This window comes from Roseburia sp. AM23-20 (genome assembly GCF_003470905.1).
Classification (GTDB): Bacteria; Bacillota; Clostridia; order Lachnospirales; family Lachnospiraceae; genus Roseburia; species Roseburia rectibacter.
The window spans coordinates 83598-105751 of the sequence record NZ_QRHS01000003.1 but is presented as its reverse complement, the minus strand read 5'-3'; the positions used below and the strand labels follow the sequence as shown (position 1 = coordinate 105751).

Sequence of the window (22154 nt, the reverse complement as noted above, 5' to 3'; positions counted from 1 at the left end):
AGAAGGGCGGCTGTCAGAAACAACAGTTAAAAGGTTATTTTAGCTTACAAAGACTGTTTTGCAAGGTTTTTATTTGCGGTGGAAAGCATCAGTTTGATACGGTTCAACTGGTTTACTTCACTTGCACCCGGATCGTAGTCGATGGCGACGATATTTGATTCCGGGAAGCGGTGACGGAGTTCTTTGATAACACCTTTTCCAACGACATGGTTCGGCAGGCAGGCAAATGGCTGTGTGCAGACGATGTTTGGCGTACCGCTGTGGATCAGTTCCATCATCTCACCGGTTAAGAACCAGCCTTCGCCGGTCTGATTACCTTCCGATACGATATCTCTTGCATATTTTGCAAGATCATCGATGTGGGCAGGTGGATCAAAGTGTTTACTTTTTTCAAATTCGTCTCTGGCGGCACTTCTGAGCCATTCAAAGAAGTTGATGCCAAGACGTCCGATTCTCTTGGATTTTTTGCTGAAGCCAAGGTTGTCAGTTTTAAATCCGGTGTTATAGAAACAGTAAAGCAGGAAATCAGTCAGATCCGGTACGACAGCTTCTGCACCTTCGGACTCTAACAGTCCGACCAGATCGTTATTTGCGGCAGGATGGAATTTTACAAGGATCTCACCGACAACTCCGACACGGGGTTTTTTGATGTCTAAGCGGTCAAGGTTGTCAAAATCACGGATGATCTGACGGCACATCTGCTTAAACTTGCGGTGGGATAACAGTTTATCCTGTGTGACAAAGGAAATAACTTCTTTTTTCCATTTTTCGTGCAGAGCATCTGCAGAGCCTTTTACTGCTTCGTAAGGGCGTGTGCGGTACAGGCAGCGAAGGAAAATATCGCCAAACTCTAACGCATACAGTCCATGCTGGATCAGTGAAGGGGTCAGCTTAAATCCAGGATTGCTCTCAAGACCGCTTAAGTTGATAGAGATAACCGGTACATTCGGATATCCTGCTTTTTCAAGTGCCCGGCGGATGAAACCGATATAATTGCTGGCGCGGCAGCCACCACCGGTCTGTGAGATCAGGATGGCAGTTTTATTCATATCATAATTGCCGGACATAACGGCACTCATAAGCTGACCTACAACGATCAGCGACGGATAACAGGCATCATTGTTTACATATTTTAATCCGACATCCACGCAGGTACGGCTTGGAACATCCGGTACGACCAGATTATAACCGGCTGCACAGAAGGCAGGCTCTAAAAGTTCAAAATGGATCGGTGACATCTGCGGACAGAGGATCGTATAATTTTTGCGCATCTCTTCCGTAAATACAACTCTGTTATAGTTGGAAGGAACGGTCGTCCGTTTGGTCTGTTTCTTCTCACGGACACGAATGGCGGAGAGCAGAGAACGGATACGGATTCTCGCAGCACCTAAGTTATTAACTTCATCGATCTTTAAGCAGGTGTAGATCTTTCCCGATTTTGTAAGAATATCATTGACTGCATCGGTGGTAACGGCATCTAAGCCACAGCCGAAAGAGTTCAACTGGATCAGATCAAGATCATCCCTGGTTTTTACAAAGTTTGCGGCTGCATACAGACGGGAATGATACATCCACTGATCCATAACGATCAGTGGGCGCTCTACCTGATGCAGATGGGAAACGGAATCTTCCGTCAGCACTGCAATGCCGTAGGAATTGATCAGTTCCGGTATACCATGATTGATCTCAGGGTCAACATGGTATGGACGTCCGGCTAACACGATACCGCGTTTTCCGGTCTTTTCCATATAATCTAAGACTTCTTCACCCTTTTTCTGCATTTCCATGCGGACAACAGCAAGTTCTTTGTATCCTTCAGAAACAGCGTCACGGATCTCAGATTCCGGGATTGCAAATTCCGGTGCACCAAAGGTTTTTACAAGCTGGGAAGATAAAGTTTCTTCGCTGGTAAATGCCATGAATGGATTATAAAAACGTACCTTGCCGGAAGTGATATCTTCTACGTTGTTTTTGATATTCTCTGCGTAGGAAGTTACGATCGGGCAGTTATAATGGTTGTTGGAATCCGGAAATTCATTGCGCTCATAAGGTACACATGGGTAGAAAATAAAGTCTACATTCTGATGGATCAGCCAGGTCACATGTCCATGTGCAAGTTTTGCCGGATAACACTCAGATTCACTTGGAATCGAGTCGATGCCGAGTTCATAAATTTTTCTTGTTGACTGTGGGGACAGCACAACAGAAAAACCAAGTTTTTTGAAAAATGTAGCCCAGAATGGGAAATTCTCATACATATTTAAAACTCTCGGAATACCTACCGTACCGCGAGGGGCTTCTTCCGGTTTCAGGGAAGGATAGTCGAATAAGCGTTTATTCTTGTATTCAAATAAGTTCGGAATATTTTCTTTGTTTTTTACGCCTCCGACACCACGCTCACAGCGGTTTCCGGTGATATACTGACGGTTTCCGGAGAAACGGTTGATCGTCAGCAGACAGTGGTTGGTACAGCCCTGACATCTTGCAAGTTTGGTATCGAAAGTCAGTGCATTGATCTCGTCGATGGAGAGCATTGTTGTCTGATAGTCCGCTTCATGGCGCTCTCTTGCGATGAGAGCAGCACCGAAAGCACCCATGATACCTGCGATATCCGGGCGGACGCATTCGCAGCCGGAAATCTTTTCAAAACTGCGGAGTACTGCATCATTATAAAAGGTACCGCCCTGTACGACGATGTTTTTTCCGAGCTCACTTGCGTCGGAGAGTTTGATAACCTTGAATAATGCATTTTTAATGACTGAGTAAGCAAGTCCGGCAGAGATATCTGCTACGGAAGCACCTTCTTTCTGTGCCTGTTTTACTTTTGAATTCATAAATACGGTACAGCGGGTTCCAAGATCAATCGGATTTTTGGCAAACAGAGCTTCTTTTGCGAAATCCTGTACGGAATAGTTCAGGGATTTTGCAAATGTCTCGATGAAAGAACCACAGCCGGAAGAACATGCCTCATTTAACTGTACACTGTCTACGGTCTGATTTTTGATCTTGATACATTTCATATCCTGACCACCGATGTCTAAGATACAGTCTACCTCAGGATCAAAAAATGCTGCTGCATAGTAATGGGCTACTGTTTCTACTTCACCGTCGTCTAACATCAGCGCAGCTTTTAAGAGAGCTTCGCCGTAGCCGGTAGAACAGGAGTGTACGATATGTGCATTTGCCGGGAGTTTTTCGTAGATCTCTTTAATGGAACGGATCGCAGTGGAAAGAGGACTTCCGTTGTTGTTGCTGTAAAATGAATACAGTAAAGAGCCGTCCTCACCGACGAGAGCAATTTTAGTTGTGGTGGAACCGGCGTCGATACCGAGATAACAGTTACCCTCATAGGTGGAAAGGTCACCTGTTTTAACATTGTGTCCGTCATGGCGGGCACGGAAGGTATCATATTCTGCCTGGTCCCTGAATAACGGATCAAGACGTGCCACTTCGAATTCCATATGTATATCAGAGTTTAATTTCCCAAGCATGGAAGAAAGTGTGGTGTTCTGTTCCGGTTTACAGTTTAAGGCAGAACCGATCGCCGCATAAAGGTGTGAATTGTCCGGGGTGATCGCATGCTCATCATCTAAGTTTAAAGTGCGGATAAATGCAGCTTTTAACTCAGATAAAAAGTGGAGCGGACCACCAAGGAATGCAACGTGGCCACGGATCGGTTTACCGCAGGCAAGACCACTGATCGTCTGGTTGACGACTGCCTGGAAAATAGAGGCAGAAAGATCTTCTCTTGTGGCACCTTCATTGATCAGAGGCTGGATGTCTGTTTTGGCAAAAACACCGCAGCGGGCTGCAATCGGGTAGATTGCTTTGTAATTTTTCGCATATTCATTCAGACCTGAGGCATCCGTCTGGATCAGGGAAGCCATCTGGTCAATAAAAGAACCTGTACCGCCGGCACAGATACCGTTCATACGCTGTTCTACATTGCCGCCTTCAAAATAGATGATCTTTGCATCCTCACCACCAAGCTCGATTGCAACATCTGTCTGCGGAGCATAGTGCTGTAAGGCAGTAGATACAGAGATAACTTCCTGTACGAAAGGAACATCTAAATGTTTTGCAAGTGTAAGTCCACCCGAACCGGTGATCATTGGAGCAACCTTCCTGTCACCAAGCTGGTCAAATGCTTTCTGGATCAGGGCAGAAAGAGTTTCTCTGATATTGGCAAAGTGTCTTTCATAATCGGAAAAAAGCAGGTTGTCATGCTCATCGAGTACGGCAACCTTTACGGTAGTAGAACCGATATCAATTCCAAGTTTGTGAAGCGTATTATTTTCCATAATTTCCTCCAGTCAGTAACTCCGGAAAATCCGGATAATATATAAATAAAGTGGCTGTTTCTTCTTATTAAAAAGAATGCCAGGCCAAAGCCAAGCAAAGTACATTATACGACATGATATTACAAAACACAATGTGCAAATCGGGGAAAAATATAAACTTTTTATGAATAAAATCCGCCCGGATTGACAAAGCACAGGCATACGGATATACTGAAAAAAGTGGTGTTTTCAAAGAAAGGTTAGGGTTTATCCGATGAACTGGTTAAATAAATTAGAACGAAAAATTGGCCGTTATGCAGTTCCAAACCTTATCATCTGGCTGATCGGGGCATATACGGTCGGTTATGTGTTTGGAACTGTATCACCAGGTATTTTAAGCTATCTGACACTCAGTCCATATCATATTTTACATGGACAGATCTGGAGACTGGTAACATGGGTATTTATGCCAACCGAGTCAAACCTGATCTTCTTATTGATCATGGCATTATTTTATTATCAGCTTGGTATGGCACTTGAACGTACCTGGGGAACTTTCCGGTTTAATGTTTACATTTTCGGCGGTATGATATTTACTGTGATCGGTGCATTTGTCCTGTACGGTATTTATTATGCAATGAATGCTTCTGTAATTTCACAGATGCCGGCGTTAGCAGCGCAGATATCTTATTCGATTGCATCGGGATTTTCCACAAATTATATCAATATGTCCATTTTCCTTGCATTCGCAGTGATGTATCCGGATATGCAGGTGATGCTTTACTTTATTATCCCGATCAAGATGAAATGGATGGCAATTGTATATGCGGTACTGACACTTTATGAGTTTGTTGTCAGTGGCTGGGCAGGGCGTGTGGCTATTTTTATGTCACTGCTCAACTTTATCATTTTCTTCTTCTCAACACGTAATTTTAAACGGTATTCGCCGCATGAAATACACAGGAGACAGCAGTTCAAGTCCCAGATGAGAGAGCCAAGACCGGGTTCCGGTATTACCAAGCATAAGTGTGCCATCTGCGGCAGGACAGAGCTTGATGATCCGAATTTAGAGTTCCGTTTCTGCTCAAAGTGTGATGGCAATTACGAATATTGTCAGGAGCATCTGTTTACACATAAACATATTAAAAAAGGATAAATAATATGACAGACCGGATGGTATTTCCAACGCGAAATATCATCCGTTTTTTGTCCGCCAGTCTTGAGAAACAGGCTGCATGGATAGTGCAGCAATGCAGGTTTGTACAGATATTAAAATAAATATAAATAAAGGAGAACAGACATGATTCAGGATATTTTCCCAATGCATCTTAGTAATGAATATCAAAAAAAAATACCGCAGGATAAAAGTTTTCTTATGATTTTTAAAGAAAACCGTATTTTTGTAAAAAATGGAGAAGAAATGTGTTATCTGACATATGGAGAACTTTCGGAAATCTGCTGTGAAATGAAAAAGAAAATTCCGGCATGTGTTTATCTTTTTTCCATCGGGGAGGATGATTATTTTCTGACAGATCCGGGAGAGGGGATAGAAGTGCCGGGATTTGCATATTATAAAATGTTTGAAACGCGTACCATGCAGCCAAAAGAGCAGGTACTTGCTGCAGCGACCGCATGGCATCTGTATGTCTGGTACCGCGATAATGTCTATTGTGGAAGGTGTGGACACAGACTGGTACATAGCGAAAAGCTCAGAATGCTTTCCTGCCCGGAATGTAACAATATGGTTTTCCCGAAAATTGCGCCGGCTGTGATCGTCGGTGTGACAAACGGCAGAAAGATCCTCATGACAAAATATGCAAACCGTGAATATAAACGGTATGCACTGATCGCAGGATTTACGGAAATTGGTGAAACTGCCGAGGAGACAGTAGCAAGAGAAGTGAAGGAAGAAGTAGGTCTTTCCGTAAAAAATATACGCTATTACAAAAGTCAGCCGTGGGGATTTGACTGTAATCTGCTTCTTGGCTATTTTTGTGAACTGGATGATGCGGGAGATGCGATAAGACTGGATGAAGAAGAACTTGCATGTGCAGAATGGGTTGATTTCCAGGATGTTCCGGACGATCCGGAGGGTCTTAGTCTGACGAGGGAAATGATGATTTACTTTCGGGATAAGATGAGGGAAAATGGAAAATTTCAATAAATACCAGATTTCTGGTATATAAAAATATACCAAAATAATAAAATGTCTTGACACTCAAATGAGATTACTGTATTATTACAGTAATACAAAAATGAAAGATTTACGGATGGAAAACTTAAGATTTCTTAATATTTGCTTAAGTGCCTTTTTTTGGCGAAAGGATAATGATACAATCACCGTAAATCGATTTAAGAAAAGGGAGAAATTAAAATGGGTGACAAGACAAAACCAAAAAAGGGAAAGAAAAAAGTAGTAATCATTGTACTTGTAGTTTTAATCATTGTAGTTGCAGTCATTGGAAATGCAGTGAAGAAGATGACGAGCCAGGTGGCAACTGCGGTCAATACGGTAGAGGTGGAACCGGTACAGAAAAGAGATTTATCTGATACGATTTCTTTAAAAGGTACTGTATCAGGCATTACAAAGAATAATGTAACTTCGAAAGCATTAGCAGAGATTACAGCAGTTAATGTTCAGGTCGGAGATATTGTAAAAGAGGGTGACGTATTATGTACGTTAGATTCTTCTACAATTAAGGATCAGGTTGCTGACCTTGAAAGAGATATGTCTGACACAAATGCGACGAACAGTATCAATTCCCAGCAGACAGCAGAAACAGTCAGTCGTGCACAGGAAGATCAGCAGACACAGCTTGCAGCTGCACAGAAAGCAATTGATGATGCAAAGGATGCTTATAACGCACAGAGTATTATGTGGGATAAGAGTGAAGATAAATCGGATGCAGAATTTCAGTCTTTGTTAGCTGCACAGAAAGCAGTTACTACTGCTGAGGAAGATTACCAGAAAGTATTAGAGACCACGAACCGTACGATCGAGGATGCACAGCTTGCCGTAGAACTGGACAAATATAAAACAACAGATTCGACATCCAAAGATAAACTGACAGATTTAAAAGAACAGTTGGCAGATTGTAACATCACAGCACCTTGCGGCGGGGTTGTGACGGCGGTCAATGTTTCTGTCGGCGATGTCAATGCAGATTCTAAAACAGCACTTGTAACAATTGAGGATACCAGTTCTTTAAAAATGGTTGCAACTGTGGAAGAAGCCGATATTTTAAAAATCGAAGAGGGGATGAAAGCAACTGTAACAGCAGATGCAATGGGAGATGAAACGATTAACGGAACCGTAACGAGAGTTGTTCGTGTCAAAGGACAGTCTACAGGATCTGATGGACAAACAACAACATCGGGAGGATATTCCGTGGAGATTTCTTTGGATAACACAGAACTTCTTATTGGTATGGAAGTAAAAGCAAAAGTAATGATCAAAGAAAGAGGTAATGTTTTAGCAATTCCATATGATCTGGTTAAAACAGATGATGATGGCAATTCTTATGTACTTATAGCACAGGCAAATGATGACGGTTCTGCTACAGCGGTGAAGAAGAATATCACAGTTGGTGAAGAAGTAGATTACTATACGGAAGTAACCAGTGGAGATCTGGCAGAAGGAGATAAATTAATTTATGATTACTCCGGAACTGTGACAGAAGGACAGCAGTTTACACCGGCACAGATGTATTCCGAGCAGGATATGGGAACAGGCGCATCTACAGATGAAACCTCAGATGCAGAAGGTATGAGCACCAGCGTGGAGGGAAATGAGTAGTGAGTGAACCAGTAATCCGAATGGAAAATATCGTTAAGACATATTATTTGGGAAAACCAAATGAACTTGAAATTTTACATGGAATCAATCTTACCGTAAATAAAGGGGAATTTGTTTCCATCGTCGGTGAATCCGGTTCCGGTAAGAGTACACTTATGAATATTATAGGAGTCCTCGACCGCCAGACACAGGGAAATTATTATCTGGAGGGACAGGATGTCAATGGAATGTCGGATGAAGTACGGAGTGCGATCAGAAACCGCAGGATTGGTTTTGTATTTCAGAACTTTAATCTCCTTCCGAGAGCCAATGCATTAAAAAATGTTATGGTTCCATTACTATATGGAGAGGAACATTCCAAAAATGGTAAAGAACATGCCATGGAAATGCTCAAAATGGTAGGAATGGAAGACCGTGCGGATCACAGACCAAACGAACTTTCCGGTGGTCAGAAACAGCGTGTTGCGATCGCCCGTGCCATGATCAATGATCCGGCGATCATTCTTGCAGATGAGCCGACAGGAGCACTCGATTCGAAGACAGGTCATATGGTCATGGATCTGTTCCACAAACTTCATGAGGAACAGGGGAAAACAATTGTCCTGATCACACATTCCCAGGAGCTTGCACAGGAAACAGAGCGTATCGTTACTCTGTTAGATGGTCAGATCGTGGCGGATAACGGAGGTGAACATTAATGTTTTGGGAAAATATCAAAGAGGCAATCACGAGTATTTCCAGCAACAAGATGCGTTCTCTTCTGACGATGCTTGGAATCATCATCGGTATCAGTTCGGTGATCATTATCACGACGATCGGTGGTTCCATACAGAGTACGCTGACGGCAACCATGAATTCACTTGGTGGAAATATGGTACAGGCGTATGTCGAGGCACGTTATCCGGAAAATGATGAAGACTGGGCTACCTGGGAACAGCCGGATATGACAGACAGCGATTATGTCACACAGGATATGATCGATGGATTGATTGAAAAATATCCGGATGAGGTAACAGGTGTTGCAGCACAGAACTATCTTGGTTCAGGAACCATTAAAGATGATGCTGATTCCAAGAATTATGCAAATGTCAATATTGATGGTATCACACCGGAATATTTAGAGTATATGAAACTGGAAATGCATGCCGGAAGAAATCTGACAAAGGCAGATAATCAGGGGAAAAAGAGAGTATGCCTGATTGCAGATACGATGGCAGAGAGATACTTTGCAGGTAAAGATCCGATCGGTGAAACACTTTCTGTTGCAACAACGGATGGCGGAATTTTTGATTTTGTTGTAGTTGGCGTTTATGTATATAACCAAGCATTATTTGGAAAAGTGGACACGTCCATACCGGAAAAAGACCGTGTAACAGAATTGATGATCCCTTTTCAGACCTGTTTTAAACTGCAGGGGGTTGACAGGACTGGTTATGATTATTTTAATCTTATGATCGATCCTCTTGCAGATGTCAATCAGGCAACAACGGATGTTTTATCTTATTTTGATGAGATATATGCAAACAACAAAAATTTCCACGTCAGTGCATACAATATGGCATCTGATCTTGGCATGATCAATACGGTACTCAACGTGATTACGATCGCGGTTTCCGGTATTGCAGCGATTTCACTGATCGTGGGTGGTGTCGGTGTTATGAATATCATGCTGGTGTCTATCACGGAACGTACGAGAGAGATCGGTGTCCGTATGGCGCTTGGCGCAAAAAGGCGTACCATCCGTATGCAGTTTGTCATAGAGGCGATCATGCTCTGTCTGATCGGAGGTATCATCGGTATCCTGATCGGTGTGGGAATCGGAGCATTGCTTGGAAAAGCGGCAGGATTTGTCATTCAGAATATGTACTCACAGTATGCAAATTACATTATCATGTCGGTACATCCATCTGCAACAGCAATTCTGTTATCACTGTTCTTCTCTATGCTGACCGGTGTATTTTTCGGATATTACCCGGCGAACAAGGCTTCAAAGATGGAAGTCATCGATGCATTGCGCTATGAGTAAGGGCAAAGAAAAGATTTGCATTGCAGTCTGAACAGAGAATTTTTAAAAGAATACAGATAAGAAAAGTACTGTATGTGACAAAAATAAAAATGTCAGTATACAGTACTTTTTTGTTTATGTGATGATAGCGTTGGTATAATAGATACATATGTAAGTGAAAAATATGATAATGTAATTGAAAAAAATGCAGTGGTACATGGTAAGAAAATAAAACATGGAGATTTATTAATTGAATTTTTAAGAGATTGCGGATATAATGGGCAAATATATGCAAGTTATTCAAATTTAAAAAATGCTATTGATTATCCGGCTATGTATAAGAATGTAATAGGTTGTGGATATGCAAAAGGTGAATTGAATAAGGCAATTGATAATATGTATAAAAGTAACAGGATTATAGTTTGGAATAATGGATTAGCTTATTACAAAGGAAATTCTTATTTATCGTTGTATACAATGTTAAAAAAGGTGTAAAAACGGTGGATATTTATGTCCTGATTATGTAGCAGAAAGTTTGCAGGAATATCAGGAACAATTCGATATATGGATTAATCAGCCTGAACAGGAAAAAAATATCAGGTTACAATAATGGAAACCGGAGAAAAAGCGTTATCCAACCATTTATTTTTAAGATGGATTTACCCGGAGGGTCTGACAGAAATGTCAGGCTCTTTGTTTTTTATACAGGGATCAATATTTCCGGGCATGGTACATGCGCCTTCCCACATAGAATACAAAAAGAAATATTGTAAAGTATAGCATTCATGCATGATAGCGATGCGTAGATGTTATGCAATATCAATAATCGGGATGGAAGGGAAAAACATGAACCATAACAAAAAGAATATTTTAAAAGTGACGGCACTGTTTGTTTTTATGTTCTTTTTAGGCTGGGGCGCAGGTTCGCTGCAGAAACAGCAGATGAAAAAAACAGTGGAGACAGTGTCTGTCCAGAATCAGGCAGATAACTGGGGACTGGGCTTTGGAGCGGAGGGAACCCAGCCGACCGGCAATGTGACGGCAGATGAATTAAAAAAATACAACGCGTGGTATGTGGGAGATAAAAGTAAAAATGTTATTTATCTGACATTTGACTGCGGCTATGAAAATGGAAATACAGAGCCGATTTTGGATGCTTTAAAAAAGCATAATGCAAAAGCGACATTTTTTGTTGTGGGACATTTTCTTGAGAGTGCACCGGATATTGTAAAACGTATGGAGGCAGAAGGGCATGCTGTCGGCAATCATACTTATCATCATCCAGATATGTCATCAATATCAGACATGACCTCGTTTCAGAAAGAGATGGATGATGTCGCGTCATTGTACCAGACAGTCACAGGCAAAGAAATGATAAAATATTACCGCCCGCCACAGGGAAAATACAGTACAAAAAACCTTGAGATGGCAAAAGAACTTGGATACCATACATTTTTCTGGAGTCTTGCCTATGTGGACTGGAATGTGGATGATCAGCCGACGAAGGATGAGGCATTTGATAAGCTGCTTACGAGAATCCATCCAGGAGCGATCGTTTTATTGCACAGCACTTCAAAGACGAACGGCGAGATTTTAGATGAGCTGCTGACAAAATGGGAAGAAATGGGATACACATTTGCGCCGCTTTCGGAGTTGATCGAAGAATCCTGACAGAAAAGATTGTGGAAAAATACAAAAGATACAAGGGATAAGACTTGTTTGATGACGGAGAGGAAGGTATAATGAACGTGGAGTGCCAGTGAGAAAGAAGCGGTTTTTAGTCTGGGTAAAATGCTGCATGATAAACTGGGACGGTATGAAAACAATATTTGATACGAGTAAGAATAGGGATGCATATGAAAAGAACAAAATTTAAAACAGGAATATTGGCGGTGGTTTTTTGCAGTCTGACATTTTTGTTTTCCGGGGATGGTAACAGCATTTATGCGGATGAAATTCTGACAGATACAGAATTACCGGTCGGTCGTTTTTCGTTTGAAGAAAAAACAGAAGAAGCAGATGATGAGGATTATGAGTCTGTAGAGGAAGATGACGCTGCGGAACAGTCATTGCTTCGGATGACAGGTATATCTGCCGATGACTGGGAAAAGTATGGAAGTGATTATTTTTATGAACAGTTATCGGATGAGGAAAAAAAATACTGGGATGATCTGGATGCCATATGTGCAAAATATCTGACAACAGAAACGGATGCAGTGACAACGAATACGGGAACGTACCGGATGAAGGCGATATCGGGAAGCACTCTTGAAAAGGAAAAGCAAAAAAAGGTATTGCGGATGTTTCGGTATTCAAAACCACAATATTATTTTTTAAATGCGACGATTTATACAATTACATACTCAAACAAAAAAGTTTCTATGATATTTGGTATTTATCCTGCGTTTGGCAAGGGTGCAGACCGGATGGAGGAAACTGAAAAAGTAAAAGCGCAGGTTGACACCTGGCAGAAACAGATTGATGAATGCAGCACAGAGGACGAAAAAGTACAAACCATACATGATCTGATCATTCAAAAGGTTGAATATAATCATGATCTTGTAAATAGCGATTTTGCAACAGAAAATACAGAATATTCACAGTCCGTATACAGTGTTTTATGTACGAATAAGACGGTATGTGCAGGATATGCCCAGACATTTGAGATGATGTGCAATGGAACCGGTATTGATACCGTGGCAGTGACTAGTTTTGATCATGAGTGGAATAAGATAAAGTTGGAAAATAGCTGGTATAATGTCGACTGTACCTGGGATGATAACGGAAGCGATAACGTTGGATATACCTATTTTCTGCGGAATGATGATTATTATGACACATCCAGCAGTTATTCTAAAAACCATCATGCGGAGGAAAGCTATTGGGAAGGATATCTGCCTGCAACAGAAATAGATAGCGTTGGCAGCCCATGGATATCTGTGAACGAAAATGCAAGTGGATCAAAGATAGGAATGTCCTGTTATAATAAGGAGGCAGAAATCTATTATACCACGGATAAAAGTAATCCGGTGACATCCGGTACGCGGATGTTATATCAATCGGATTTTTTATGGAACAGCTCCGAATATCCGGTGATAAAAGCAGCTGCCATGGAAGATGGCAAACACAACAGTGCTGTGGTCACAAAATGTCTGCATAATTACAATGCAAGTATACTTGCAGATGCAGCCTGTGAAAAAGCCGGAACAAGAGAGTATACCTGTACGATCTGCGGAAATAGTTATATGGAAGAAATCCCAGCCACAGGACATACAGTTGAGATAGATCCTGAGGTGGCAGCTGCTTGTGAAACCGCCGGTATTACGGAAGGAAGCCATTGCCGTGTCTGCGGAAAAGTACTGGTTGAGCAGACTGTCATCCCAGCCACAGGACATACACCGGTTACAGATGACGCGGTAGCGGCAGCTTGTGAGACAACCGGACTGACAGAAGGAAGTCATTGCAGTGTCTGTGAAAAAGTACTGACAGAACAGACTGTCATCCCGGCTGCAGGACATGTACCGGTTACGGATGCTGCAGTGGAGGCAGCTTGTGAGACAACCGGACTGACAGAGGGAAATCACTGTAGTGTTTGTGGAAAAGTGCTGACGGCACAGAATGTGATCCCCGCAACCGGGCATCAATGGAACGAGTACAAAGAAAGTGGAAAAATAAAACGTAAGTGCAGTGTCTGTGGAAAGACGGAAACGGTGGGCACTTATTTGGACGTAAAGAAAATCCAGCTTTCAAAAACCACATATGCTTATGATGGAAAGGCACATATGCCGACTATAAAAGTGACAAATACTGCTGGCAAGAAATTAAAAGAAGGAACGGATTATAAGGTAAAGAAACCGTCTGGACGAAAAAATGCCGGTATTTATACCGTCACCATTGTGATGAAAGGCAAGTATAGTGGAAAATATCAAAAGACATTCCAGATCGTTCCTAAAGGTACTGTGATTTCCGGGGTGAAAGCAAAGAAAAAGGCATTTACCGTGTCGTGGAAGAAGCAGGCAAAACAGACAAGCGGTTACCAGATCCAGTATGCAGTGGATGCGAAATTCAAAAAATCGGTTGTGACAAAGAACGTCAATAATACCAAAAAGACAAAACTGGATGTTTCAAAATTAAAATCAAAAAAGAAATATTACATACGCATCCGCACCTATAAGACTGTAAAAGTGAATGGAAAATCAAAAAAAATCTATTCGGGCTGGTCTAAGGTAAAAGCAGTCACCACAAAGAAATAGCAAAGGATATACCGATCCATTTTACAAAATGTGATATAAGTATAAATAAAAAACGGGAGAAAGAAAAAATGGCAGACAATAGTTTAAAAATCAGTTACAAGATATATTTAGAGGCGGAGGATATTTCGCAGTCACGAATTTCTTCTACGGCATCCTATGTAAGAAATCTGTTTAAGAATTGCACCAATTCCTATTTACAGAAAGCGGAAGTGGACAATGAGAGCGATATGGATGATTTTACGCTTCGTCTGTATATTGATGAAAAGATTGAGGAAGAAGAGTGCAGCTCGCCGGAATGTGCAGAAGGTTTTCTGGAAAATATTGCAGAATTTTTAGATGCGATTGCGGCTGCACAGTCATATCTGGATATGGAGGGAAGTTTTTCTATTTCTTATCATGGAGTAGAGGACACATTTCAGTTCCGTTCGGAAGCAGGAAGAGATCTGTGCGATATTGAATAAGATTATAGAACATAATTTCCTATGAATGAAAAAACCGGTCTTTCAAATCAGTTAAATCTGATAAGAAAAGACCGTTTTTTTTATGGTAAGAAATTATTGTTTTTCCGTCTCATCCGGTGGAAAATCCGGTTTTTTTATGTAGACTTTCTCAATCCGGTTTTTGTCCATCTGTTCGACACGGAGAAGGACATTGTCATCGGTGATGATGATTTCGTTTTTCTCTGGCAGATGATCTAAAAGACCGAGCAGATATCCGCCGATCGTATCATAATCTTCAGAGCTGAAATTAAGATCTAACTCATCGCAGAGATCCTGCAGATTGGTGGAGCCGGAAACGATAAATTCGCGGTCGTTAAGAGGCAGGATTGGATCTTCTTCATCCGTGTCGTATTCATCACGGATCTCACCCACAATCTCCTCTAAGAGATCCTCAAGCGTGATAAGACCGGCAGTTGCACCGTATTCATCGAGGACGATGGCAAGGGAGATGGAGGATTTACGCATCTCCATAAATAATTCTGCTGTATTCTTGTGCTCAAAAGTGAAATAAGGCTCACGCATGATATCCCGTACAGAAAAATGTTCTTTGTCCTTACAGAGAAGCAGATCTTTCATATTTAGGATACCGATGACATTGTCGGTCGTGTCTTCATAGACAGGGAGTCTGGTAAATTTGTCTTCCTGAAAAATATCGATCAGTTCGTCGTAAGTATTATTTACATTTGCAAAAGTCATATCAGGTCTTGGAACCATGACCTCTTTTGCCTGTGCATCACCAAAATCAAACAGGTTATTGATCATTTCATGCTCTTCGGATTCGATGACACCGTTTTCTTTGCTGACATCCACGATGGTACGGAGTTCTTCCTCTGTCATCTGATTGTTGTTTGCCTTTGGATCTACATGCAGCAGAAATAAAAAGCCCATGGAAAACCAGTTTACAAGGAAAATGACCGGAGTCAGTATTTTCATAAGAAAATCAATGATACCGGAATAAGCGATTGAAATCTGATCTGCGTAAAGTGTTGCAAAAGTTTTTGGGGAAATCTCACCAAATACAAGGATCAGAAATGTAAGGATACCGGTTGCAATACCTGCGCCGACGCTGCCCCAGAGCTTGATTGCAAGCGTGGTTGCCAGTGAAGAGGCAGAGAGATTGACGATGTTGTTGCCGATTAAGATCGCGCTGAGCATCTTGTGGGAGTCGTCTGTAATACGAAGTACCCGTTCGGCGCGTCTGTTTCCGTCATCTGCGAGTGTACGCATCCGGATTTTATTTACGGTCGTAAGAGCTGTCTCTGCGGATGAAAAAAAAGCAGAGAGAATCAATAAAATAATTAGAAAAATAATCTGTGATATGGCACTTGCGTCCACGAAATTTCACCTCATTAAAATATAAAATTTTCCGGCACTATAGCATAAATAGCGCCGGAATGATTGAAAGTTACCATATATTATATCGGAAAGAGGATTATTCGTCAATACTGTAATTCGGAGCTTCTTTCGTGATGTGAATGTCATGCGGATGGCTTTCACGGAGAGCAGCTGCGGAAATTTTAACAAATTTACTCTTTTCTTTTAAGTCTTCGATGGTTGGGCAGCCACAGTAACCCATACCGGAACGGATACCACCGACTAACTGGAATACAGTGTCTTCTACAGATCCTTTATAAGCAACACGTCCTTCCACGCCTTCCGGAACGAGTTTTTTTGCACCTTCCTGGAAGTAACGGTCTTTGCTGCCATTTTCCATGGCTGCAAGTGATCCCATGCCACGGTATACTTTGTATTTTCTTCCCTGATACAGTTCGAATGTACCAGGAGCTTCGTCACATCCTGCAAACATACTACCCATCATACATACGTTAGCACCTGCGGCGAGAGCTTTTGTCATATCTCCGGAATATTTGATACCGCCGTCAGCAATGATCGGAACACCAAATTCTTTGGCTGCATTGTAGCAGTCCATAATAGCGGAAACCTGAGGAACACCGATACCTGCAACGATACGGGTGGTACAGATAGAACCAGGTCCGATACCAACTTTGACAGCGTCAGCGCCTGCTTTGATCAGATCGCGTGTTGCATCACCGGTAGCAACGTTTCCTGCGATAACCTGAAGATCCGGATAGGTAGCTTTGATCTTTTTTACTGCCTCTAAGATATTTTTGGAATGTCCGTGTGCAGAATCCACAACGATCACATCAACATGGGCTTTTACTAAAGCATCCACACGCTCCATCATATTTGCAGTAATGCCGACACCGGCACCACAGAGCAGACGGCCTAATTCATCTTTGGCAGAGAGCGGATATTTGATCTGTTTTTCAATATCCTTGATCGTGATGAGTCCTTTTAAATGGAAATCTTTGTCTACGATCGGAAGTTTTTCTTTTCTTGCTTTGGCAAGGATTTTTTTTGCTTCCTCTAAAGTAATGCCTTCCGGAGCAGTGATCAGATTTTCAGAAGTCATGCTTTCACTGATTTTTTTGGTAAAATCTGTCTCGAATTTTAAATCACGGTTTGTGATGATACCGACTAATTTGCCACCCTCGCAGATCGGCACACCGGAGATACGGAATTTGCGCATCAGATTTTCGGCATCCTGTAATGTATGATCCGGGGAAAGGTAAAATGGATCTGTGATAACGCCGTTCTCAGAACGTTTTACTTTATCTACCTCGTCTGCCTGTGCCTGGATTGACATGTTTTTATGGATGATACCGATACCGCCCTGTCTTGCCATTGCAATGGCCATTCTGTGTTCTGTAACGGTATCCATGGCAGCACTCATCATAGGAATATTTAAGACGACCTTTTTGGTAAGATGCGTTGTCAGATCAATCATGTTTGGTGTAACTTCTGAATACTGTGGAACTAATAATACGTCATCAAAAGTAATACCTTCACCAATAATTGTTCCCATTTTATTTTCCTCACTTTCTTCTTATTGAATTGTATGAAAAAGATATATTAGTTTCTGTATCATAGCAAAAAAAAAATACTCTGTCAATGAGATATAAGCCTGAATTTATAAAAAATGGAAATTTATTAGAAATAATAATAAAATGTGCAAAAAAACCTTATAGAAATTATGATTCACAAATGCTGCAAGGTGTGTTAAGATGACTTTAGGCGACGGGGTCAGACGATAGGCATACGTCGCCCATTTTTTACCTAAATATATGACTGTAGGCTGGATCATAAAGGGTGCGGTCAGTTGTCATAAAAACAGAGGTTGGGAGAAAAGGGGGAAAATTATGGAGTTTCGTCCCTGTATCGACATCCACAATGGGAAAGTAAAACAGATCATTGGTGGAAGTTTAAAGGATGCCGGAGATCAGGCAACAGAAAACTATGTGGCAGAGCAGGATGCAGTGTATTTTGCAAAACTGTATCAGAAAGAAGGAATAAAAGGCGGACATATCATCTTATTGAATCCGGCAAGCAGTACCTATTATAAGGAAACAAGAGCGCAGGCAGAACTTGCACTTGGTGCTTATCCGGGTGGACTTCAGATTGGCGGTGGCATAACGGCAGAAAATGCAAAAGAATTTTTAGATGCCGGGGCAAGTCATGTGATCGTCACTTCTTATGTGTTCCGGGATGGAAAGATCAATTATGAAAATTTAGCGCGGTTAAAAGATGCAGTGGGCAGGGAACATCTTGTACTTGATCTAAGCTGCAGAAAAAAAGATGATTTCTATTATATAGTGACAGACCGCTGGCAGAAGTTTACCGATGAAAAAGTAAGTATCACATTATTGGATGAACTTTCTTCTTATTGTGATGAATTTCTGATTCATGCTGTGGATGTGGAAGGAAAGGCAAAAGGGATTGAAAAAGAACTGGTTCGTCTGCTTGGCGAGTGGGGGAAAATTCCGGTTACTTATGCAGGCGGTGTCGGCAGTTTTGAAGATCTTCGGGAATTAAAAGAATTAGGAAAAGACAGATTGAATGTGACTATCGGCAGTGCACTTGATTTATTCGGCGGACCGATGGCTTATGAGAAAGTGCTGCATTATATAAGAGCATGAAAACTGCTGGTTTTGTCAGAGAAGTTTTTAGAAAAGTCTGATCTGTAAAAGGTATTATAATCAGAAAAAATGTCAATTAGAATAGGAGTGATTTTTTAGATGAGCAGATATACGAAACAGGATATATTTAATATGGTAGAGGAAGAGGATGTGGAATTTATCCGTCTGCAGTTTACGGATATGTTTGGAACTTTAAAAAATGTTGCAATCACATCCAGCCAGTTAGAGAAAGCATTGAATAATGAATGCATGTTTGACGGTTCATCCATTGAGGGATTTGTCCGGATCGAGGAGTCAGATATGTATCTGTATCCGGATCTTGACACTTTTGTAATATTCCCATGGCGTCCGCAGCAGGGAAAGGTTGCAAGGATCATCTGTGATGTTTATACATCGGATAGAAAACCTTTTGAGGGAGATCCGCGTTATATATTAAAGAAAGCAGTGGAAGATGCAACGCAGATGGGATATCGTTTTGATGTCGGACCGGAATGTGAGTTTTTCCTTTTCAATCAGGATGAGGATGGGCAGCCGACAACGATAAGCACAGAGCGTGCAGGATATTTTGATCTTGGACCGATCGATCTTGGTGAGAATGCAAGACGTGATATGGTATTGACATTAGAGGATATGGGATATGAGATCGAGGCTTCCCATCATGAGGTGGCACCGGCACAGCATGAGATTGATTTCCGTTATGATGAGGTGGTTAAGACCGCAGATAATATTATGACATTTAAACTGGCAGTCAAAACGATTGCAAAACGTCATGGCATGTTTGCAAGTTTTATGCCAAAGCCGAAATTTGGCATTAACGGTTCCGGCATGCATGTGAATATGTCTCTTTCCAAAAATGGAAAAAATATTTTTGATGACCCGGACGGTGAATTGGGATTAAGCAAAGAAGCATATTGGTTTATCGGTGGTCTGATGAAGCACATGAAAGGAATGGCGGCGATCACAAATCCGTTGGTCAATTCTTATAAGCGCCTGGTACCTGGGTATGAAGCACCGATTTATATTGCCTGGTCCGTAACAAACCGCAGTCCGCTGATCCGTATTCCGGTTACCAGAGGAGAGGGCACGAGGGTGGAGCTCAGATGCCCGGATTCGGCAGCTAACCCATACCTGACACTTGCAGTATGTTTACAGGCAGGACTTGATGGTATCAGGAATCAGATTGAGCCACCGGCAGCAGTGACGGAAAACGTTTTTGAGATGCGTTTATCCCAGAAAAATAAACTGGGAATCGAAGAACTTCCGGCTGACCTTGGAGAGGCACTTGCAGAATTTGAAAAGGACGAATATTTACAGAATGTGTTGGGCAGACACGCGACGGAAAAATATATTGAAGCCAAAAAATCGGAATGGGCAGATTACCGTGCACAGGTATCCGATTGGGAAATCAATAATTATCTGTATAAAATCTGAGATAGGAATGAAGGGGAAAAGATTTGACAAATATTATCGTTGCATTCCCAAAACAGGATACCGCGCGTAATATCAAAAAGATCCTGATGCAGAACGGACATCACGTGGATGTCATCTGCACAACAGGTGCCCAGGCTTTGCAGAATGCAAATGAGTTAGAAGGCGGGATCATGGTGTGCGGTTATCGTTTTGTGGACATGATGTATACGGAATTACATGATTATCTCCCCTCTCAGTTTGAAATGCTGCTCGTGGCTTCACCGGGAAACTGTGGTGAGCGTGATGTGGAAAATCTAGTCTGCTTGTCGACGCCGCTTAAAATCAATGAGTTGCTCCAGACCGTTGAAATGATGGAATACAAGGTCACACGCAGGCGGAAGAAAGCAAGGCAGAAGCCAAAGGAACGGTCGGAGGAGGAAATAAATCTGATCAATGAAGCAAAAGCACTTTTGATGGAGCGCAATAACCTGACAGAAGAAGAAGCTCACCGATATATGCAAAAGAGAAGTATGGATAACGGGACGGGACTGACAGAGACTGCCCAGATGATACTTAGTTTACTTACATAAAAATAATTGGCTGTACTTTATTACAGCTGCAAAAACTGTCGGTTCACACTGATATGTGTCTGAAATTTCTGAAACATATAGGTGTGAACCGACAGTTTTTTTTGGATGGTCAGAATAATTTAAAATATAATTCCTGATAGCCCTAAGATTGTATGTAACAGTCTGTGCCACTAAAATTCTTCTACAGATTTTTATAAAACTGTTCAAGGTTATTCATTTTTGCACTCATATTTGTAAAAAGAGCATCCACTAATGTTATGGCAGCCATGGACTCCACAACGACCACGGCGCGCGGTACGATGATCGGATCATGGCGTCCTTTGATGCTCACATCAATTTCTTCACCGTTTTTATTGACAGTCTGCTGGGTAGCAGCGATAGAAGGGGTAGGTTTGATCGCAGCGCGCAGTATAATATCACTTCCATCACTCATTCCACCTAAAATACCGCCGGCGTGATTGGTGGATTTGACCGGTCTGCCGTCAGCACCGAGCCGGAAAGCGTCATTATTATTTTTTCCGGTTGCCTTTGCAACATCAAAACCGTCACCGATTTCAAATCCCTTTACCGCACCGATCGACATGATCGCTTTTGCAAGATTTGCATTTAACTTTTCAAACACAGGATCACCGATTCCGGCAGGAACACCCTGAATGATACATTCCACAACACCGCCGGAAGAGTTTTGCTCCGCAATGCAGGCATTTAAATAATTTTCTGCATTTTCTGCGGCATCGGCATCCGGCATATAAAGCGGATTTTCATTGATCTGTGTGGCATCAAAATTCTGCGCTGCGATACAGATTGGTCCGATGGAACGTGTGTAGGTCAAAAATGTGATGCCAAGCTGGTTTAATATTTTAACGGCGATCGCACCGGCTGCAACGCGTCCGATCGTTTCACGGCCGGAGGAACGTCCACCGCCCCGGTAATCACGAAAACCGTATTTCTGGTCAAATGTATAATCTGCATGCCCCGGACGGTAATAGGAGGCGATTTCACTGTAATCTTTTGATTTCTGATTCTGATTATATACGACAAGGGAAATCGGTGTTCCGGTCGTTTTTCCTTCAAATACACCGGATAAGATCTCGACAGCGTCATCTTCCTTCCGGGGGGTAGTGAATTTTGACTGTCCAGGTTTCCTGCGGTTTAAAAACTTCTGGATGTCATTTTCATCAAGAGGCAGACCAGCCGGACATCCATCTACCACAACGCCGAGTCCCTTCCCGTGGGATTCGCCCCATGTTGTAATTTTAAAAATTGTACCGAATGATGAACCAGCCATGAAATATTCCTCCTGAAAATGTTTATTGGTATTT

Annotated in this window: 16 protein-coding genes; 12 read left to right on the top strand and 4 right to left on the bottom strand. The window is 41.9% G+C overall.

Features of this window, described 5'->3' with window-relative positions:
- Positions 1–44: 44 nt before the first annotated feature.
- On the bottom strand, positions 45–4301 hold the full coding sequence (locus DW650_RS04575) for a 2-hydroxyacyl-CoA dehydratase (RefSeq protein ID WP_118209188.1): 4257 nt from the start codon (positions 4299–4301) through the stop codon (positions 45–47).
- Between the two features lie 253 nt (positions 4302–4554).
- Between DW650_RS04575 and DW650_RS04570 the strand changes: the two genes are divergently transcribed.
- The 9 genes from DW650_RS04570 to DW650_RS04530 all read left to right on the top strand — a co-directional run bounded on the left by DW650_RS04570 (position 4555) and on the right by DW650_RS04530 (position 14795).
- On the top strand, positions 4555–5436 hold the full coding sequence (locus DW650_RS04570; RefSeq protein ID WP_118209187.1) for a rhomboid family intramembrane serine protease: 882 nt from the start codon (positions 4555–4557) through the stop codon (positions 5434–5436).
- A 144-nt stretch (positions 5437–5580) separates the two neighbouring features.
- Complete coding sequence (gene nudC / locus DW650_RS04565; RefSeq protein ID WP_118209186.1) at positions 5581–6444, top strand: NAD(+) diphosphatase; 864 nt, start codon at positions 5581–5583, stop codon at positions 6442–6444.
- Between the two features lie 210 nt (positions 6445–6654).
- A complete protein-coding gene (locus DW650_RS04560; protein ID WP_118209185.1) occupies positions 6655–8076 on the top strand; it encodes an efflux RND transporter periplasmic adaptor subunit in 1422 nt (473 codons plus the stop codon).
- 20 nt (positions 8077–8096) lie between these two features.
- Complete coding sequence (locus tag DW650_RS04555) at positions 8097–8774, top strand: ABC transporter ATP-binding protein (RefSeq protein WP_118209223.1); 678 nt, start codon at positions 8097–8099, stop codon at positions 8772–8774.
- Positions 8774–10102: an ABC transporter permease gene (locus DW650_RS04550; protein WP_118209184.1), complete on the top strand. Its 1329-nt coding sequence runs from the start codon at positions 8774–8776 to the stop codon at positions 10100–10102. Before DW650_RS04555 ends, DW650_RS04550 begins: the two co-directional genes overlap by 1 nt.
- Before the next feature lie 189 nt (positions 10103–10291).
- On the top strand, positions 10292–10576 hold the full coding sequence (locus DW650_RS04545) for a hypothetical protein (RefSeq protein WP_118209183.1): 285 nt from the start codon (positions 10292–10294) through the stop codon (positions 10574–10576).
- Positions 10577–10927: 351 nt separating this feature from the next.
- Positions 10928–11752, top strand: coding sequence for a polysaccharide deacetylase family protein (locus tag DW650_RS04540; protein WP_243102854.1), 825 nt, complete (start codon positions 10928–10930; stop codon positions 11750–11752).
- 185 nt (positions 11753–11937) lie between these two features.
- Positions 11938–14334, top strand: a complete 2397-nt coding sequence (locus DW650_RS04535) for a transglutaminase domain-containing protein (RefSeq protein ID WP_158576205.1) — start codon at positions 11938–11940, stop codon at positions 14332–14334.
- A 68-nt stretch (positions 14335–14402) separates the two neighbouring features.
- Positions 14403–14795: a hypothetical protein gene (locus DW650_RS04530; protein ID WP_118209181.1), complete on the top strand. Its 393-nt coding sequence runs from the start codon at positions 14403–14405 to the stop codon at positions 14793–14795.
- A 93-nt stretch (positions 14796–14888) separates the two neighbouring features.
- Here DW650_RS04530 and DW650_RS04525 read toward each other — a convergent pair whose 3' ends face one another.
- Both DW650_RS04525 and guaB read right to left on the bottom strand, forming a co-directional pair.
- Complete coding sequence (locus DW650_RS04525; protein WP_117919622.1) at positions 14889–16169, bottom strand: HlyC/CorC family transporter; 1281 nt, start codon at positions 16167–16169, stop codon at positions 14889–14891.
- Between the two features lie 97 nt (positions 16170–16266).
- Entirely contained in the window at positions 16267–17721 is a 1455-nt protein-coding gene (gene guaB / locus DW650_RS04520; RefSeq protein WP_117919624.1) for an IMP dehydrogenase, read from the bottom strand.
- A gap of 334 nt (positions 17722–18055) precedes the next feature.
- Here guaB and hisA point away from each other — a divergent pair, with 334 nt between their 5' ends.
- From hisA to DW650_RS04505, 3 genes are all read left to right on the top strand, one after another.
- A complete protein-coding gene (gene hisA / locus DW650_RS04515) occupies positions 18056–18832 on the top strand; it encodes a phosphoribosylformimino-5-aminoimidazole carboxamide ribotide isomerase (RefSeq protein WP_118209180.1) in 777 nt (258 codons plus the stop codon).
- A gap of 99 nt (positions 18833–18931) precedes the next feature.
- The gene (glnA, locus tag DW650_RS04510) at positions 18932–20263 is read left to right on the top strand and encodes a type I glutamate--ammonia ligase (RefSeq protein ID WP_117919628.1); all 1332 of its coding nucleotides are present in this window, start codon (positions 18932–18934) and stop codon (positions 20261–20263) included.
- 23 nt (positions 20264–20286) lie between these two features.
- Positions 20287–20832: an ANTAR domain-containing response regulator gene (locus DW650_RS04505; protein WP_118209179.1), complete on the top strand. Its 546-nt coding sequence runs from the start codon at positions 20287–20289 to the stop codon at positions 20830–20832.
- A 181-nt stretch (positions 20833–21013) separates the two neighbouring features.
- Here DW650_RS04505 and aroC read toward each other — a convergent pair whose 3' ends face one another.
- On the bottom strand, positions 21014–22120 hold the full coding sequence (gene aroC / locus DW650_RS04500) for a chorismate synthase (protein ID WP_118209178.1): 1107 nt from the start codon (positions 22118–22120) through the stop codon (positions 21014–21016).
- Between the last annotated feature and the right edge of the window lie 34 nt (positions 22121–22154).

Bases quoted from the DNA above. Each gene is read 5' to 3' on its own strand.
- DW650_RS04575 (WP_118209188.1), bottom strand. From the start codon at position 4,301: ATGGAAAATAATACGCTTCACAAACTTGGAATTGATATCGGTTCTACT.
- DW650_RS04570 (WP_118209187.1), top strand. From the start codon at position 4,555: ATGAACTGGTTAAATAAATTAGAACGAAAAATTGGCCGTTATGCAGTT.
- nudC (WP_118209186.1), top strand. From the start codon at position 5,581: ATGATTCAGGATATTTTCCCAATGCATCTTAGTAATGAATATCAAAAA.
- DW650_RS04560 (WP_118209185.1), top strand. From the start codon at position 6,655: ATGGGTGACAAGACAAAACCAAAAAAGGGAAAGAAAAAAGTAGTAATC.
- DW650_RS04555 (WP_118209223.1), top strand. From the start codon at position 8,097: ATGGAAAATATCGTTAAGACATATTATTTGGGAAAACCAAATGAACTT.
- DW650_RS04550 (WP_118209184.1), top strand. From the start codon at position 8,774: ATGTTTTGGGAAAATATCAAAGAGGCAATCACGAGTATTTCCAGCAAC.
- DW650_RS04540 (WP_243102854.1), top strand. From the start codon at position 10,928: ATGAACCATAACAAAAAGAATATTTTAAAAGTGACGGCACTGTTTGTT.
- DW650_RS04535 (WP_158576205.1), top strand. From the start codon at position 11,938: ATGAAAAGAACAAAATTTAAAACAGGAATATTGGCGGTGGTTTTTTGC.
- DW650_RS04530 (WP_118209181.1), top strand. From the start codon at position 14,403: ATGGCAGACAATAGTTTAAAAATCAGTTACAAGATATATTTAGAGGCG.
- guaB (WP_117919624.1), bottom strand. From the start codon at position 17,721: ATGGGAACAATTATTGGTGAAGGTATTACTTTTGATGACGTATTATTA.
- hisA (WP_118209180.1), top strand. From the start codon at position 18,056: ATGGAGTTTCGTCCCTGTATCGACATCCACAATGGGAAAGTAAAACAG.
- glnA (WP_117919628.1), top strand. From the start codon at position 18,932: ATGAGCAGATATACGAAACAGGATATATTTAATATGGTAGAGGAAGAG.
- aroC (WP_118209178.1), bottom strand. From the start codon at position 22,120: ATGGCTGGTTCATCATTCGGTACAATTTTTAAAATTACAACATGGGGC.